This window comes from Micromonospora sp. LOL_021, from assembly GCF_048060215.1.
In the GTDB taxonomy this organism is placed as follows: Bacteria; Actinomycetota; Actinomycetes; order Mycobacteriales; family Micromonosporaceae; genus Micromonospora_E.
This window is the reverse complement of record NZ_JBHMIN010000004.1, coordinates 110,099-127,211: the sequence shown is the minus strand read 5'-3', so window position 1 is coordinate 127,211 and position 17,113 is coordinate 110,099. Positions and strand designations below refer to the sequence as shown.

Annotated in this window: 13 protein-coding genes; 6 read left to right on the top strand and 7 right to left on the bottom strand. The window is 69.6% G+C overall.

Annotation, left to right across the window (positions count from 1 at the left end):
- Positions 1-215 precede the first annotated feature (215 nt).
- From ACFHWT_RS05440 to ACFHWT_RS05420, 5 genes are all read right to left on the bottom strand, one after another.
- Positions 216-1,250 carry a trypsin-like serine peptidase gene (locus ACFHWT_RS05440; protein WP_416593446.1) on the bottom strand — a complete coding sequence of 345 codons (1,035 nt, stop codon included), beginning with the start codon at positions 1,248-1,250 and terminating at the stop codon, positions 216-218.
- Positions 1,251-1,630: 380 nt separating this feature from the next.
- Positions 1,631-2,098, bottom strand: a complete 468-nt coding sequence (locus ACFHWT_RS05435) for a VOC family protein (protein WP_416593445.1) — start codon at positions 2,096-2,098, stop codon at positions 1,631-1,633.
- Positions 2,099-2,183: 85 nt separating this feature from the next.
- Entirely contained in the window at positions 2,184-2,336 is a 153-nt protein-coding gene (locus ACFHWT_RS05430) for a hypothetical protein (protein ID WP_416593443.1), read from the bottom strand.
- Positions 2,336-3,655: a hypothetical protein gene (locus ACFHWT_RS05425; RefSeq protein ID WP_416593442.1), complete on the bottom strand. Its 1,320-nt coding sequence runs from the start codon at positions 3,653-3,655 to the stop codon at positions 2,336-2,338. Before ACFHWT_RS05425 ends, ACFHWT_RS05430 begins: the two co-directional genes overlap by 1 nt.
- The gene (locus tag ACFHWT_RS05420) at positions 3,655-4,044 is read right to left on the bottom strand and encodes a hypothetical protein (RefSeq protein WP_416593441.1); all 390 of its coding nucleotides are present in this window, start codon (positions 4,042-4,044) and stop codon (positions 3,655-3,657) included. The genes ACFHWT_RS05425 and ACFHWT_RS05420 overlap by 1 nt, the downstream gene beginning before the upstream one ends.
- A gap of 362 nt (positions 4,045-4,406) precedes the next feature.
- On the opposite strand from ACFHWT_RS05420, the gene ACFHWT_RS05415 reads away from it, so the two are divergent.
- The 6 genes from ACFHWT_RS05415 (at position 4,407) to ACFHWT_RS05390 (ending at position 12,396) form a co-directional block, all read left to right on the top strand.
- Positions 4,407-5,834, top strand: coding sequence for an acyl-CoA synthetase (locus ACFHWT_RS05415; RefSeq protein WP_416593440.1), 1,428 nt, complete (start codon positions 4,407-4,409; stop codon positions 5,832-5,834).
- Between the two features lie 269 nt (positions 5,835-6,103).
- Positions 6,104-7,309 carry a hypothetical protein gene (locus ACFHWT_RS05410; RefSeq protein ID WP_416593439.1) on the top strand — a complete coding sequence of 402 codons (1,206 nt, stop codon included), beginning with the start codon at positions 6,104-6,106 and terminating at the stop codon, positions 7,307-7,309.
- A 244-nt stretch (positions 7,310-7,553) separates the two neighbouring features.
- Complete coding sequence (locus ACFHWT_RS05405) at positions 7,554-7,784, top strand: hypothetical protein (protein WP_416593438.1); 231 nt, start codon at positions 7,554-7,556, stop codon at positions 7,782-7,784.
- Positions 7,785-8,043: 259 nt separating this feature from the next.
- The gene (locus ACFHWT_RS05400; RefSeq protein WP_416593437.1) at positions 8,044-8,910 is read left to right on the top strand and encodes an AAA family ATPase; all 867 of its coding nucleotides are present in this window, start codon (positions 8,044-8,046) and stop codon (positions 8,908-8,910) included.
- Positions 8,907-10,022, top strand: a complete 1,116-nt coding sequence (locus tag ACFHWT_RS05395; RefSeq protein WP_416593436.1) for a vWA domain-containing protein — start codon at positions 8,907-8,909, stop codon at positions 10,020-10,022. The genes ACFHWT_RS05400 and ACFHWT_RS05395 overlap by 4 nt, the downstream gene beginning before the upstream one ends.
- Positions 10,015-12,396 (top strand): CHAT domain-containing protein, encoded by a 2,382-nt coding sequence (locus tag ACFHWT_RS05390; protein WP_416593435.1) that lies wholly within the window; start codon positions 10,015-10,017, stop codon positions 12,394-12,396. Before ACFHWT_RS05395 ends, ACFHWT_RS05390 begins: the two co-directional genes overlap by 8 nt.
- A 7-nt stretch (positions 12,397-12,403) precedes the next feature.
- On the opposite strand, the gene ACFHWT_RS05385 is transcribed toward ACFHWT_RS05390, so the two are convergent.
- Both ACFHWT_RS05385 and ACFHWT_RS05380 read right to left on the bottom strand, forming a co-directional pair.
- Positions 12,404-15,670, bottom strand: coding sequence for a caspase family protein (locus ACFHWT_RS05385; protein ID WP_416593434.1), 3,267 nt, complete (start codon positions 15,668-15,670; stop codon positions 12,404-12,406).
- On the bottom strand, positions 15,667-17,019 hold the full coding sequence (locus tag ACFHWT_RS05380) for a hypothetical protein (RefSeq protein WP_416593433.1): 1,353 nt from the start codon (positions 17,017-17,019) through the stop codon (positions 15,667-15,669). The genes ACFHWT_RS05385 and ACFHWT_RS05380 overlap by 4 nt, the downstream gene beginning before the upstream one ends.
- Between the last annotated feature and the right edge of the window lie 94 nt (positions 17,020-17,113).

Genomic DNA, 17,113 nt, shown 5'->3' with positions numbered 1-17,113 from the left:
TCAGCAGCGGCGAACGGGAGCGATCATCGGTCGCATTCAGCCTCACACAGCGACCCAACGGCGGCCCAAGTGTCACCGAGGTGAGGCGTACGCACCCTGAAACCGACACGTGAGGTATCTCAGCCTCACCTCGACGAGGCGTCCACAGCGGGGGTAGCCCCGGCCATATCGGCCGAGGCTACCTCTGAACGGTACGGATCAGGTGAACGGACGGATCAGGCCGGAGAGATACCTTCGGCGAAGTCGTACAGGCTCTTGATGTCGTTGTCGAAGTACGGGCCGTCGAACTGACCGTTGCCCGGGTTGTCACCGTGGCTTACCACGCTGTTGATGTACCCGTAGCCGGTCGAGTCGTCGTATTCCTGCAGCCAAGGTCCGCCGCTGGAACCGTAGGTCATGTTGCAGTACATCCGGATCTGCTGGCCGCCGGGGTTCCACGTGGTTCCCTGGCAGTAGTACTGACTCTCGCCGCCACCCAGGTTGGACGGGTAACCGAGAGCGGTGACATAGACGCTGTAGCTGTAGTTCCAGCGCAGCCCGTGGCCACCGACCGTGTCGACGACCTTGGCACCGTAGATGCCGCCGTTGTTCATGATGGCGATGCCCATGTCCTCGGCGTAGCTGCCGCTGTTGATCCAGGCGGTACGGGTGTTGAGGCTCGACGCCACGAACGTGCCGTACGGCCGCGAGCCGTTGCGGTACCGCGGGACAAACTGCCAGTTGCTGTACCACTGTCCGCCGGGGCCCTGGTGGACGCAGTGCCCGGCCGTCATGACCAGCCGGCGTTTGCCGCTGGCGACGGTGCTGGCCGAGCAGGAGGCGGTGCCGCCGGTGGGGGTGGTGAAGTAAACCTTGCCGACGGCCTGCGACTCGTTGAGCATCAGTCCGACGTCACCGCGGTTGCCGAGGCTCGGCGCGACCGGCGCCACCGCACCCGCCGGCCCGTTGGGCTTGGCGTCGGCGATCGTCGATTCGGCACCCTTCGCCGACCTCGCGAAGGTCAGGTCGACCGCCGATGCCATCCGCTCCTCGGTCCAGAAGTCGGTGACCTCCTTCGCGATCTTGGCGTTGGTGATCGCCCGGCCGTCGAGAGTGCGGGCGATGGCGCTCGTGTTGCCGTCCGACTTGAACGGCGATGAGTCCGCCTGGGCGGCCGGCGCGCCGGTGACGACCAGCGCGAGTGCCAGGCCGGCCATCGCCGACCAGCGCAGTGTGGATTTCAAGAGACCCTCCCTTGTCTTGGTACCCATCTGGGCGCTAGCAGCGTATTGGAAAATTTCCATTGATCACAATGGAAGTGGAATGACTGATCACGGACACTCCCAAAACCCGCCGCTTGAGCTGGGTAGATGTCCACCAGAATCATTGGATCCAACTTCACCAAACGCTTCGACGTCATGTGAGCAGGGAGCACCACCGAGAAGCAGAGATTTCACGTCTCATTTATCTCATAGCATCGCGAAATACATCCGAAATACAAGCCATGTGATTTTCCGGACCTAGCGACGAACATTTGTGGCAGGAATCAGACGGCGTGTTTCAGAGCTGACCGGTAGCAGTCAGAAGAAAGCCCGTCGACAACGGAGGGAACAGGCGAACCAGGCCGACCTGGTCGACCTGGTCGGCCTAGCTAGCTGATCTGGTTGACCGGGCTGTCCGGGGTGACCGGGCCGAGCACGACGGTGCCATCCGGCTCGACCCGCCAGCCCGGGTTACAGGCGACCTCCCAGACCGTGCCGTTCGGGTCGGCGAAGTGCCCGTGGTAGCCGCCGAAGTCAGCCGGCTGGCCCGGCTTGAGGATCGTCCCGCCGGCCGCCTGTGCCTCGGTCAGCACTCGGTCGACGTCGTCCGGCGTCGGCACGTTGTGCGCCAGCGTGAAGCCGCCCGGCCGGGTCTGAACCGCCGCAGCCGGGTCGATGTCCCGGCCGAAGGCGTCCACGTCGAACAGGCCGAGCATCAGGCCCGGCCCGATCTGAAAAAAGATGATCTCGCCCGGTACGTCGAGCGTCGGACGCCAGCCCAGCCCGTCCCGGTAGAAGCGCCGTGCGGCGGCCAGGTCGGCGGTGGCCACGGTGACGAAGTGAACCTGCTGCCGCACTGCCGGCCTCCCCGCTTCGACGAACCGGTCCCGATCACCGACCAGACTGCCACGAGCTGGTCAGCCATGACTGGTCGACCACGCCTCACCGGGCCGGCGGGTAGCCGTACTGCTGGTGGGCGAGCTGTTGCACGGCGGCGAGCTGGGCATTCGCCTCCCCGATGAGTTCCGACGCCTCCGCCGTCGCCGCCGCCAAGCCCTCCTCGTCGTCGGCGAACCGGCACTGCGCATCACCCATCACGTCGTGCACCAGCTGGACCGCCCGGTCCACGTGGCCGACGGCCAGGTACAGCCGGGCCAGGAACAACGCCTCGAAGGTGAGCCGCGGATCCTGCCAGCCCGGACGGCTGCGGGCCCGACGCAGCAACTGCTGCTGCTTCTCGATCGCCTCGAAGCCCAGACCCCGCTGAGCCAGCCGCTCGGCGCGGCGCGCCAGTACCCGCAGGTCGTGCTCGACGTCGCGGGGTGCCGTCCCGGCCGCGACGAGGACGAGCAACGCACCGAACAGCGCGACGTAGACGCCAACCCGATCTGCCCGATCGCCCGCCGCCAGGGCGGCGTCTGTTCGGCGATCAGCGGCTGCTCGGCCAGCCGCTGGCCGGTGATGGTGAGCCGGTAGATCTGGTCCTGGCCGGTGGCCAGCAGGGTTTCCTCGTCGATCCAGCTGACCAACTCGTAGCCGGGCGACTCGAACTTCGGCGCGTCGGCGATCTCATACGGGTCGCCGATCTGCGCACCCGCCCCGGCCAGGACGTACTTGGCGCCGACGGTCCCATCAGGGGTGACCACCAGTATCTTGCCGTCCTCGTAGGTGGGCACCGGCACGTCCGAGTCGGGAAAGTAGAACGGCTGGCCGACGACCGTACGGGGCATCTTCTCCTGGATCTGCTGCTCATGGCGACGGTCCTCGCCGTCCAGCCCGACCGACATCAGTCGGGTCTCACGGTTCTGGTACTGCCAGTACCAGAACCGCCCGGTGCCGTGGTGCACGGCCGGCTGGGACTGCACGGCCTTGTCCGGTACGGACTCGCCGTAGCCGGACAGGTCGGTGAAGGATCCGTCCAGTGCGTGCAGCCCGACCCGGGTTTCGAAGCCGATCGGTTCGGCGCGTTCCTTGCGGACCACCACCAGCTGCTGATAGTCGGGGGTGAAGTCCTCCTGCCGCAGCAGGCTGCTCAGTACGTCCTGGACGGGATGGTCGGCGTACATCTTGGGGGTGAACCGCCAGTTCTCGGTCACCGTGCCGTCGGTGGTGACGCTGTAGACGACGATCTCCTCGTCGGTCAGGGTCTGGGCGAACACCGCGCCGGGGGCAAGGGTGCTGCGGGCGGCCGCCGCGCCGCCTTCGGCGAACGACACCGGCTCGGGTGACACGGACGGTGACGGCTCCGCCGACGCGGTGGCGGTGGCGTCCGCAGCGGCCTCCGTCGGCGCCGCCTGACCTTCGTCGGCGGCCGGGCCGCCGCCGCAGCCGGCGAGCAGACCGAGCGCGGCCGCGGCGAGTACGGCCGCCGACCGGTACCGGACCGCGGTCCCTGATGAATTCGTCGCCGCCATCAGCAGACCCGCGATCCGCGTTCCTGGCCGGCGGGGCTCTCGTTCACCAGGTCCAGCGCGGCGGTGGGTTCCGGATTCGGCAAATCGTCGCGTCCTTCAGGAGTCACCGGGGCCCCGTTTCCCGTCGCATGCGAAACGAAGAAAGTTTTCCCGTCCCATTCCAACCAGAGGTAGCACTTCGTGAAGGCCATGTCAGCCTGCACCTTCCACTGCCCGTCCACATCGACCGGCTCGCCGAGACCCGCGTAGCCCGCGTCGGTCAACGCCTGCACGAAATCGTCGCGCTCCGCCTCGCTGTTGACCCCACCAGCACCGATGAGGCCGCAGCCGGCCAGGGACAACCCCATTGCTATCGCAAAAGCAGCACACAACAGCTTGCTGGAACGCATATTTTCCGACCCCCACGAATCACTCGGTCACCAGGAATCCTGACCCTTTAGGAACCCCGGCTCGTCACCGTACCGCCCCGAAACAAGAGCATCCGACGGCATAGTGACCCGGATCACAAGTACCAACACCGAACGGACCGGGGATCGCAAACAATCGGCGTCCGGCCTACCCGATTTGCTTACGCATCAGTCATCTGTTTGGTCAACCGCTTGGTCGGCTGGACCATCGGTGCCGAGGAGGGCGACCGCCCCGACCCCGGGCGTCGGCAGGCTCCGGGCCACCGTGGTTCGGCACCGCTGAACCACAGAGCCGACAATGGTCCGGAGCCGGTCCACCCACCGGCAGGAGGAGAGTCGGGAAGATGGCGTTGCTGAGCCTCCCGCGACTGACCGGCCGGCCAGCGGCGGTCACCGTCGGCGACCGGTCGATGTCCGGCGACGACCTGCTCGAAGCCGCGACCGCCGTCGCCGGGCAGGTCGCCGGCGCCGACACCGTCGCGGTCGACGCCACCGCCAGCCTCGACACGGTCGTCGCGCTCACCGGTTGCCTACTGGCGGGCACCACAATGGTTCCCGTACCGCCGGACTCCGGCCCGGTCGAACGCGGCCACATCCTGCGCGACTCCGGCGCCCAGCTCCTGCTCGGCCCCGACCCGACGTTGCCGCCCGGGGGCGGCTCCGACCGGGCCAGGCCCGGCCAGCGGCTGACCGTTGCTCCGGTCGATCAGCCGGGCCAATCGACCGGCCCGGCACCCAGCGGGTCCGGGCCTGACACCCCCGCCCTGATCCTTTACACCAGCGGCACCACCGGCGCACCGAAGGGCGTACCGGTGACCAGCGCCAACATCGCCGCCGACCTCGACGCCCTCGCCGAGGCCTGGGCGTGGACGCCGGACGACACCCTGGTCCACGGCCTACCGCTGTTCCACGTACACGGTCTGGTGCTCGGTGTCATCGGCGCGCTGCGTGTCGGCTGCCGGCTGGTGCACACCGGCCGGCCCACCCCCGGGGCGTACGCCGCCGCCGGTGGCACGCTCTACTTCGGCGTACCGACGATCTGGTCCCGAATCTGCGCCGACCGCCCCTCCGCCCGGGCGTTGCGCGCCGCCCGGCTCCTCGTCTCCGGTTCGGCGGCCCTGCCCGCCCCGGTCTTCCACAGCTTGGCCGAGCTCACCGGGCAGGCACCGGTCGAGCGGTACGGGATGACCGAAACCTTGATCACGGTAAGCAGTCGGGCCGATGGCGAGCGGCGACCCGGCTGGGTCGGTACGCCGCTCGCCGGCGTACACACCCGGCTGGCCGGTGAGGCCGGCGAGCAGTTGCCGACGGACGGCGAGACCGTCGGCGAGCTGCAGGTTCGCGGCCCGATGGTGTTCGACGGCTACCTCGGCGCCGCAGGGCGCGGCGACTTCACCCCGGACGGCTGGTTCCGCACCGGCGACGTAGCGGCAATCGACCAGGCCGGCTGGCACCGTATCGTCGGCCGCGCCTCGACCGATCTGATCAAGAGCGGTGGCTACCGGATCGGTGCCGGCGAGGTGGAGAACGTGCTGCTGACCCATCCGGCGGTACGCGAGGCGGCGGTCATCGGCGCACCCGACGCCGACCTCGGGCAACGGGTCGTCGCGTACGTGGTGGCTGAGCGCGTGTCCCCGCAGTCGCTGATCGACTTCGTGGCCACCGAACTCGCCACCCACAAGCGGCCACGCGACGTGCGCATCGTGGACGACCTGCCACGCAACGCGATGGGTAAGGTGCAGAAGAAGCTACTGCACGACGACCACCGGTGACATCCGGCCACTACCGACAGTCACCGCATCGACATCAGCCGAACGGCTGATGTCGACCGTTCAAGATCGGTGCCATAAGTTTTCTTTACTTGCGGCTCAAGAAATCATCATTTCTGGCGCTGAAGTTGATTCTTGATTGAACCGCTCCCTAACGTGTGCGTATGGCCCGGGACGACCAGTCGTCCGTTACCGGTGAACCCCCGCCGGCACCGTCGTGCCCGAGCCTAATACAGACATCCCAGTACGGTGAGTGTTCGGAAGGTGTGCACATGGGACAACCGGCTCACAGACGCGCCGCCAGAACCGCGAAGGGCGGACGGGCGCGCCGCGCCGTCATCGCGGTCGCGACCCTGTCCGCCTTCGGGGTCCTGATCGCTGTCAGCCAGATCTCCAGTGCAGGAACGGATCGCAAGGCCAGCGAGCAGGTCAACGGACTCGATGTACTCGGCACCGGCTGTGACGACAGCTCATTGGAGCCGCACGACGGTTTCCAGGTAGGCAGCCGCTGCGTCTCGACGGCGTTCGGCGAGGTCGGTGCAGCGGAGCAAAACCCGACACTGCTGATCACCGAGTCGCCGGAATCGGTCGGCGTCAGCGAGCCGTTCCAACTGCGGGTCAGCACCCGCAATCTGGTCCGGGACCGCTTCCTACCGGCTGCTCAGGGCGGGTACTACGTGGAGTCCGCGCTGCTGACCGGAGACGGGCTGACCCGCGGCCACTTTCACACCGCCTGCCGGATGCTGACCAGCACCACCGAGGCGCTCGACCCGGAGCCGGTGCCGGCCTTCTTCGTCGCGACCGAGGACGGTGGCGGCGGTGCCGAGCCGGATGTGGTCACCATCCAGGTGCCCGGGCTGCCCCAGGAGGGGATCGCCCAATGCGCGTCGTGGGCCGGTGACGGATCGCACCGGATCCCGATGATGCAGCGGGCCAACCAGACCCCGGCGATCGACGCCGTCCGTATCGAGGTGCGAACCGGCGGAGCTGAGGAACCTCCGGTCGAGGAACCAGAGGTTCCGGAAAGCCCCGAGCCGGAGGTCCCAGAAAGCCCCGAGCCTTCTCCGGACGTCGAGGAGACGCCGGAGCCAAGCCCGACCGCGGACCCGGAGCCGAGCCCGACCGCCGAGCCGAGCCCGACCACGGACCCGGAGCCGACCGCCGAGCCAAGCCCGACCGCAGAACCGGAGCCGACCGCAGAACCGGAGCCGACCGTGGACCCGAGCCCGACCGCCGAGCCAAGCCCGATCGCAGAACCGAGCGCGGACCCGAGTCCGACTGCCGCCGCCGGTGGAATCAATGCGCCAGCCGTGGACAATCTTGCCAATGACGCGGACGGTGACGAGTCAGACAGTCCGCTGGCACTGACCGGCGCGAACACCATGAACTTCCTGGTCGTCGGCCTGGTGCTGATCGTCGGCGGAGTGATTCTCGTCCACCTGACCCAACGACGCCGCTACCCGAACCGGGAGCGCTGACCTCCACAACCTCCATACCGCACAGCTGTGCCCACCGCGCTCAACCGCGCGGTGGGCACAGCGTTATCGGCAGCCCCACGGGCACCATCGATCAGGAATCAAGAAGCGCAAGCCTGCTGATCCGGCCTAGCGTGACCGCCATGAGCATTACCGATCGCCCAAGAGCCGGAAGGTCAACGTTCCTTCCAGCTGAATGCCCGCACTGGTCACCATCGCTCGACCGATCGACATCGCAGGAGTCCCGATGAACCGGCACAAGTGGTTTCGGCAGACCCACCGTTGGCTGTCCGTCGCCTTCACCGCCTCAATGATCATCGTGACAGTGACCGTACTTACTCAGGAAGAGCCGGCCGAGCTGGTCTACCTTTCGCCGCTGCTCCCACTGACTCTGCTGCTACTCACCGGGCTCTACCTGTTCGCACTACCCTACTCACGCAGGCGGAGCAGCGGATCAGGCACGTCCAGTAAGGAGTGATCGAGCCCAGGTGCGCCCGATCCCGGCATGCCGCAACCGGACCGAGAGCTGGCGGAGCGGCTGCACGCCGTCATCACCGCCGCTGGACCAGAACTGACGCCGAGGTTCTGGTACGGGCAACCGGCCTACGCCAATGGTGAGAAGGCGGTCGCCAAGTTCGTCAAAGCGGCGGTGAGCTGTTCCGCCCAGCCACCGACGCCCGCCCTGTCCGTCAGGGTTGAGCATCGACAGGACTCTGGTGCGCTGAGGTGGGGACCGCATGACGTTCGGAGACGCTACGCATCTTGTCACGCAGTTGGACCAACGCGCCGGCTATCTGGCCGGAACCGGGTTGGCGGCAGCCGCCTTCCTCGCATTTCATGGGAACCGGCCGCTGCTGCTGGAAGGTGCGCCGGGGGTCGGGAAGACCGCGTTCGCCGAAGCGATGGCTGCCGTCCTCGATCGACCGATCGAACGAGTCCAGTGTTATCCGGGTCTGGACGCGAGCCAGGTCCTCTACGACTGGAACTTCCCGGCACAGATGCTGGCGCTGCGGGCGGCCGGGACCGGTGACCACACCGACCGGCTGCCCGAGCTGTGGGACGAGAAGTACCTGGTCGAGCGCCCGATCCTGCGGGCGTTGCGGAACGGACCGGCGGTGCTGCTCATCGACGAGGTCGACCGGGCGGAGGAGGACTTCGAAGCCCTGCTGCTCCAGGTGCTGGACAAGTTCGAGGTCACCATCCCGGAGCTGGGGACGGTCCGCGCGGATGTCGCGCCGTTCGTGGTCCTCACCTCCAACCGCACCCGGGAGCCGCACGACGCCATCAAACGGCGCTGTTTCTACCACTGGATCGACCATCCCGGTCCCGAGCTGGAGGCCCGTATCCTCCACCGCCACGTCGAAGGGCTCGCGCCGGGTCTGGCCGTCGCCATCACCGAGGCGATGGCCCAGCTCCGCCGGCTGGACCTGGTCAAGCAGCCCAGCCTGGCCGAGACGATCGACTACGCGCGGGCGATGCACCGGCTCGGCGCCACCACGCCAGACGACCCGGCAGCGGACGCGGCGATCTGCACCCTGGTCAAGCACCACGACGACGAAGCGCAGGTACGTCGGGTGCTGGCGAGTCAACGGAACGTCCGATGACCGCCGACCCGCTGGCCCCGCTGATCCGGTTCGCCGACGCGCTGCGTACCGCCGGGTTGGCCGTCAGCGTCGACCGGGTCGTCGCCGCCGCCGAGGCGCTGGGGCACTGGGGCGTCGCCGCTGGCGTGCAACCGTACTGGCCGCTGCGGGTGGCCCTGTGCCGCGACAGGACCGACGTACCCGTCTTCGACGTGGTGTACCACGATTGGTTCGGCGCACCGCCGGACGGCGTCGGTCGCCCTCGACCGACGCTGGTCCCAGCCCAGTCCCGCCCCACCGACGGCCGGCCGGGCGCCGGCGCACCGGCACCGCTGGACGCCGACGTACCGTCGCCGCCGGCTGCCGGCGGCGGGGCCGGCAACACCAGCCGGCTGGCCAGCCGCGACTTCGACGACATGACCGAGGATGAGCTGCGGGAGGTGGCGACCTGGGTCGACCTGCTGCGGGCGATGCCGACCCGGCGCACGATGCACCGCCGCTCGACCCGCACCGGCACGATCGATCCGGCCCGGACGATGCGGCTCATGCTGCGCACCGACGGCGAGCTGGTACGGCTGCGCCATCGCCGCCCAGCGGTACGCACCCGCCGGCTGCTCCTGCTCGTCGACGTCAGCGCGTCGACGAGCCCGTACAGTGACATGCTGTTGCGGTTCGCGGCCGCCGCGCTGGCTGCGAACCCGCGTACCACCGAGGTCTTCGCTGTCGGCACCGACCACACCCGTCTCACCCGGTCGATGCGCGGGCTCCGCCCCCGGGACGCGTTGCCCGCCGCTGGACGGGTGCGCACCGGCTGGTCCGGCGGCACGACGCTCGGCGATGCGCTGAACGGTCTCCTGCAGCGCTGGGGTGGCACCGACGTCGTCCGCTCGGCGATCGTGGTCTTCGGCTCGGACGGGCTCGAACACGCGGAGATGGCACCGCTGATCCGGCAGGTCCAGCGGCTCGCGGCCCTCGCCAAGGTGCTGATCTGGGCCAGTCCCGACTGCCACACCGACGGCGAGCGTTCGAAGGACCACCGCATCGCCCAGGCGCAGGAGTCGGCCACCCGGGTGGTGGGCTGCCACGACTACCTGGCGCTGCGGAACCTGGCGAAGGTCGTCACCAATGCGTGACCTCGAAGCACACGACGTCGCGGTGCGGCGGATCATGCGACGTGACGACCTGCTGACGCTCGCCGCCGCCGCCGACACCGCCGTGGGCATCGTCCGGATGCGCGAGGCGGAGGCGCTGACCGGGGTCGACGGCAGCACTCTGTTCGACCTCGCGCTGCACCGGCACATCAAGTTGGCGACCGGGGACGCCGGCTGGGCGGAGCGGGCACAGGCCTGGGATCACGCTGCGGTCCTCGTTCGGTACTGCGAGCTGGTCGGCACCGCACTGACCAGCGAGTTCACCGCAGTCGACATGCACGCCCGGTCGCTTAGCCTGCTCGAGGAAAACCAGACCCGGCCCGGTCTGCGCCCGCTCGACCGGGACCTCACGCTGGGTGCCTTCAACCGCTACCATGCCGCCCGCGACCTGCGACTGGACGGCCGCATCCAGGCGGCCCGCGACCTGGCCCGCCGATCACCGCAGGACCTGTACGGCACCGGTGCCGAGCCACACCTCGCGCACTACCAGTTCGAACTCGGTGCCACCTACATCGAGCAGGGCGATCCCCGGCCGTTCCTGCGCCAGCTGAGGGAGCTGCGCCCGTACTGGGAAGGTGACCGGGCCAAGGCGTTCCCCACCCGTTACCGGTTCGAGTTCATCGAGGCATTGGTCTCCTGGTACGCCGATCCCGGCCGCGACCGGGCCGGCGAGTGCTTCGCCGCCGCCATCGACCTGCTGGACGCCGGCCGCAACGCCGCAGACGTCAGCAGCCACGACGGGGTGGACCACCAGAGCGTACGCGAACTGTCGCTGCTGCTCGCCGCCGCCGAGCACCTCGTCCGCCCCGGTGGCGACCTCGACCGGGCAGTGGACCTGGCGTCGCGGGCGCTGGACGCCGCCGAGCGGGTCCGGGCGCGCTGGCGGGTCATCGCCCGGTCCCGGGCGCCGCTGGCCGAGGCGTTCCACCGGGTCTACGCCGACGTCTGTCTGCTGGCCCACCGGCTAGGCACCGCTCGGGCCGCCAGGCTCGGGCTCCGGGCGGCGCTGTCCGCGAAGTCGACCGGTTTCGCCGCGCGGGTCCGCGACGGGCTGACCTTCGACGACAATCCGCTGATCAACAACTTGCTGACCCAGATTCTCGAGGTCGAAAACCCCAGCCCTGGTGTCATGACCAGCACGGTTGCCAGCCGCCAGGCGCAGTTGGACGCGCTGCGTAAGGACCTGGAGGACGCCGTCTCGCCGATGCTCGCCGACACCGTGCTCCCGCCGCCCACCGACCTTGACGAAGTCGTGTGCGAGATCGGGCCACGGTACGCCCTCGACTATGTCGAGTTGACCGACAATCTGGCGGTCCGGGCGTTCTTCCGCACGCTCATCGAGCCGGGTGGCCGGATGACTTTCGACCAATTCGATCCGGGCGACGATTTCCGCGTCCTGTTCGAGCACGCCCGGGTCGGTCAGCTGACCGGCAGCCGGGACGTCGTCGACCCGCCGGTGGCGGGTCTGCGCGACGACGGGCTGCTCGACTTCCGGGCGCTGGCCGACAAGGTCCTGCCACCACGGCTGACCGAACAGATCCTGCCCGGCTGCACCGTGGAGGCGCCCGCCCAGCTGCTGATCTCGGCGCACTCGTGGCTGAGCCTCGTCCCGTGGGCCGCCCTGTGGACCGGCCCCGACACCCGGCTGGTCGAGCGCGCCGTCATCTCGCAGAGCCCGGTGCTCACCTGCCTGTCCGGTGAACTGCCACCGCCGGTCTCGGGTGCCGCACTGGTCCGCCTGGTCGGCTCCGACGAGCCGGTGGAAATCGACGGACAGCGCCTTTCCGACCTCGACATCGCACAGGAACGGGCCGCGTGGGGTCTGCCGCCGCCGGAGACTGTGGGTCTGCCCCGGGACACCGTCGGCGTCGCGCTCAGCAGCTGTGACCTGGACGATGGTGTCCCGACCCCGTACGGCGGCCGGTTCGCGGACGCGTTGCGACGACGCGGCCGCTGGCATTTCCTGCACATCGCCGCGCACGGCGGCGGCCGGGGCTTCGGCCAGTATCTGGCCCTGCCCGGCGAGCGGCTGTCGGCGGCCCGGGCGCTCGGGCTGCGCTGGCCGGAGTCGGTCCTGATGGCGTCGTGCCATGTCGGCCTGGTCCGCAACGATCACGGCGCCGAGCCGCTGAGCCTGGTGATGGCGCTGCTGACCGGGGGTGCCCGGTGCGTGGTGGCCGGGATCGACAGCGTCGACGACGCCGGCACCGGGCGGATCGCCGCCGCGATGGTGCGCGCCGCTCGGTCCCCCGACCCGGTCTCCATCGACGTCGCGTTGCGCGACGCCCAGCTGGCCGAGATCCGGGCGGGCACCCCGGAGCCCGGCTGGGCGCTGCTCAGCGCGTACGTGCGATGAACGTTTCTCAGCTGTCCTCGTCGTCCGCCAGCCGTCGGGCCTGCTCCAGCGCCCAGCGCACCCGGTCGAGGCGACCCGGCTCCTTAGCGTGCTGATCCAGCGAGAACCACCGGATCCGCCAGGTCTGATAGCCCTGGTCGGCCGGCCCCAGTCCCCGACACCGGATCAACGACCAGATGAACATCGGCATGGTCGCCGCGCCGAGCGCCCGTTCGCGACCGGACCCGCTCGGGCCACCGAGCCAGCTGGACATGGCCTCCACGGCTGCGTCGTCGAGCGGGTTGAGTGCGAGACAGGCCGGGCCGTCGGTCCGCCGTGACGGAAGGTCGAACCCGGGTTTGAGCAGCGCCAGGTTGAGTCGGACGTGCACCAGCTGCCGCTGGAATCCTTCGTCCATCTTCGATTCACCCGGCACGTCCTTCTCAATGGCCGCGTACGCCCGGGTGAACCGGTCCAGCAGGTCCTTCTCCCACAGCTCCCAGGAGTCGAAGTCTGGTGGCTGGCTACGGCCGCAGCGCTGCATCGCCGGCCGGATCGCCAGCAGCAGCGACGCCGCCCGGGCCGTCATGATCCCCGGATTCTGCAACGCGGTCTGCCGGGTGAGCCGGTGCTCGTCGACCTGGTCGGCGAACCCGAACTCGGCTTCGATCTGGTAGGCCGTGTCGATCGCCCGCTCCCCGACGGCGACGCCGTCGGTCAGCTCGCGGAACATTCGCTGAATCCACCGCCGCTCCTCGGCGGGTGACCGGCCCGAGGCCGCCGGCTCGTCGGACGGATCCGACCAGCGGGCGATCACCCGCTCGGCGGTGCGGCAGGCCGTGCCGGTCTCGGCGAGCGCCAGCTGGAGAAACACCTCGTCCAGCTGGAGCCGTAACGGTCGGGTGTCCTCGCCGGTGCCGAGACTTCCGCGGAACTCCGCGTATTTCTCCTGTGCCTCGGCGTGCAGCGTCCAGGCCACGTCGTAGCCGCGCTCCGTGTCCCGCTTGGACTCGGCCAGGGCGAGGGCGCGCAGCGCGCCGAGAGCCCGTGGGGCGAACTCCGGCCACGGGAGTCCACGGGCACCGTCCGTGATCCGTCGGACCAGGACGAACTCCGCCTCGCTCCGTTGTCGGACATCCGGCGCGGTGACGTCGCTATCGAACGACGCCGGGATCCGCTGGACGCAGTCCCAACTCGTCTCGTAGATCAGCCAGCCCATCAGCGGGAGCCGCTCAGCCAGCTCGGCGGGCGGCAGCGGAGTCGCCCGGGCGGCCAGGATGTCGCGGTACGCCTGGACATCCGCCTCGATCCGGTCAACCAGCTCGCTGTCGGTGCGGCGCTTCCTGGCGCGCAGCGCGGTGCACAGGTCGCGCAGCTCCTGCGGGGTCATCATCGTGGGCGCTCCTCCACAGTCCGGTGTCATCTCGAAGTCGATGCCGTGGACTTCGTACCGCACCCCGTCCGGCCGATTCGGATCGATCTCGCGGGAGCCGCCGGTGGCAATCTGGTCGATCAGGTCCCGCAGCCGGGAACCGCTGACGGGTCCGGGGTGATCGCGGTCGGGCGCCCGAGTCTGGACGATCTCGGGCTGCTCCAGCGCGGCGAGGCTCTGCGGCGCGGAGCTGATCACCACCAGGATCGTGTCGGTCCGGGCATGTGCCGGGTCGAGCCCGGCCGGCCAGGCAAGTCCCACCCCGGTCAGCTCCCGCCGAACGTCGTCACGGCCGTACGTGTAGACGCTGCGTGGCGGTAGCAGGCGGCCACTCGGGGTGCCCCGCATCAGCAACGAGACCCGTCCGGACAGCCCGATGTCCAGGATCGACACGTACACCGGCAGGGCACCCCGGTTGTGAACGGTCACGTAGATCCGGCTGGCCGGGGTCAGCGGCCTACCGGCGGGCGGCGGCGGGTGCTCGGCACCGTCCACCACCAGGCCCCAGTCCACCGTGACCTCGGTGCCCAGCGGGTAGGACGGGTCACCGATCAGCCGCCGCAGCTGGGTCGCCTGGGCGTGGACCAGCACCGCGCGGGCGAGGTCGGCGTACCCTCGGGCATCATCCGGGTACGGCGGATGCAGCGGCCCGATCCGGTCATGGAGCATCACCCCGCCGGAGTCGTCGAACCGGATTTCGGCCGTCCACTCCTCGCCGCGCCGGGCCGGGCGGGCCAGCACCGTCGACTCCACCGCCGCCAGCACCTGCTCACCGCGCGGGTCGCCGGCCGGCACCCGGACCGCGATCTGCGGTGCGGTCACCCTGGTGCGTACCGCCCGCGCGCCGGCCGGCACCGCCGACCAGCCGCCGGTGAAGGTCACCAGGCCCGCGACCGACGTCGGCGCCACCTGGTCGATCGTCAGGTCGCCGACGCGATGCGCCCGGTCGTCGGCTGCCCGACCCGGTGGCATGATCATGAAGTCGTCGCCGTGCTGGACCCGCAGCAGGGCGGCGGCGTCGAGCCGGACCCGGTTGGGGGCGTCCAGCGGAGTCACCGGCAGGGAGTTCAGCAGGTCCGCGCGCTCGGTGGTGAACAGCACCCGGTCGGCCGGTCCTTCCGCTTCGGGACGCTGCTCGAACATCAGCCCGGTCACCCGGTAGCGGATCTGGTCGAGCAGCCCGGACCAGGTCACCGGGGCGTCGCCGGCCTCGGCGAGGGCCCGGCACAGCTGCGTGGTGAGGACGCCACGCCAGCGCCCGTCGTCGTCCGGCCGCTCGAACGCACGCTGGCCGGGGGCGCAGGCCACGACGCGTACCGCGTGCGGGTTGCTCTCCAGGGGCACCAGATCGGTTCGCAGCCGGATCCGGTCGAGGTGGGCGCGGACCCAGGCATACGGTGCCGGTCCGCGCAGCGCCCGCAGCCGCAGGTTCACGTCGCGGGACATCAGCCCGGAGTGGCAGCAGTCGAGGATCACCGTGACGTTGCGGGTCACCGTGACCAGCTGCGACTGCAGGACGGACAACTCTGCGGCAGTGATGCCCCGGAAGTCGTCGGCGGTGGACTGGTCGTAGTCGGTCGGCACGATGTACTGCAGATCGGCCGCCCGCCACGGACCGGCCTGTGCTGGCCCGGTCGAGCCGCCGTGGCCGGAGTAGTAGACGACCACCGCGTCGCCCGGCCCGGCGTCGGCGATGATCCCTTCGAACGCGGCGATGATCCCGGCTCGCGTCGCCGCTGCCGGTGGGCACTCACGCACGTCGAACCCGCGTGCCCGCAGAGCCTGCGTCATCGCCGCGAGATCGTGCCGCACACCACGCAGGCCGCCATAGTCGGAGCCGATCAGCAGGGCAAGCCGGTTCACCAGATCCCGCCGTCCGGATCCCGGTCCAGCAGCGCCTCGACGCTGGTCCAGCGGTCCGGGCCGTACCGGTCGAGCACGGTCCATTCCCGCCGCCACTGTTGATAGTTGGCGGTTGCGCCGGCGTCGTCCCGGCACGCCTCGACCGAGCGGACAAAATGGGGCATCGACGCGGAGCCGACGACGCTCGCGTCGCCGCGTACCCTGCCGTCGCCGCCGACCGGTTCCGCCAGCCAGCGCGACATCGCCTGGGCGGCGGCGTCGTCGAGCCGGCGCAGCGTCAGCGTGTCATCCAAGACCAGCGGCTCCTCGAGCGTCTCCGAGGCGGTCAGCAACGCCAGGTGCAGGCAGAACTGCACGATCGTGCGGGCGTGGTCGTCGAGCAGCGGGATGAGGGTGCCGTCGGCCCGTTCGGCCGGACGGACCAGGTACGCCAGTGTCTCGTGGAAGCGCTGGCGCAGTGAGGACATGAAATCCGGCCAAGTCTCGTAGCCGCGCGGGCGCATGCCGAGCCGCTGCATCGCCGGACAGAGCGAGTACATCAGCAGCAACGCCCGGCACGTCATGATCGCCGGGTTGCGGAAACCGGTGCGCAGGATGAGCCGGTCCTCGGTGATCGACTCCACGAAGCCGTGCTCCTGGTGGATCCGGTCGGCGATGTCCAGCGCCCGTCTCCCGACCTCGGCACCGTCGGAGAGCTGCCGGAACATGCGAGGCACCCAGCGGTCGGCCTCCCGCCGCTCGGTCGCCACGTCCGCGCCGCCCCAGTTCTCGAGCCAACGGCCGATCGTCTGTTCAGCGGTACGGCAGGCGGTGCCGGTCTCGGCGAGAGCCAGTTGCAGCAAGACCTCGTCGAGGTCGAGGACCAGACGCGCATCCGCAGGGTCGCCGCCGAGACTGTCCCGGTACGACTGATGCTTGGTCCGTACTTCCTCGTGCAGCAGCCATGCGCCGTCATAGTCGTTCCACTTCGACCTGACCAGCGCCAGGGCGCGGATGGCGCCCAGGGCACGGGGCGCGAACTCCGGCCACGGCAGCGATCTGGCGGCGGTAGCGAGCCGCATGATCAGCATCGCGTCAGCCTCAGCCGCCCGCCGTGCCTGCTCCGACAGCCCATCGATCTCGGCTGGAACGTTCCACAGCAGCATCAGCGACGTCTCGTAGATCAACCAGCCGGTCAGCCGCAGAGCGGTCCTCAGCTCCGCCGGCGGCGACTGGGTGGGCGCGACGCGCAGGCGGTCGCGGTACGCCGCCACGTCATGCTCGATCCGGGCGACCAACGCCTCGTCGACGGGGATCCTCTTCCGACGGACGCCTGAGCAGAGTTCTCGGAGAACATCGATCTCGGTCATGGACCGCCGACCTCCCAGGTGACGTCTATGTTCAACGTCTACTGACGGACCGGCGAGCAGCCGAACCGGCTCGGCCGCCGGTCGACGTCCACGG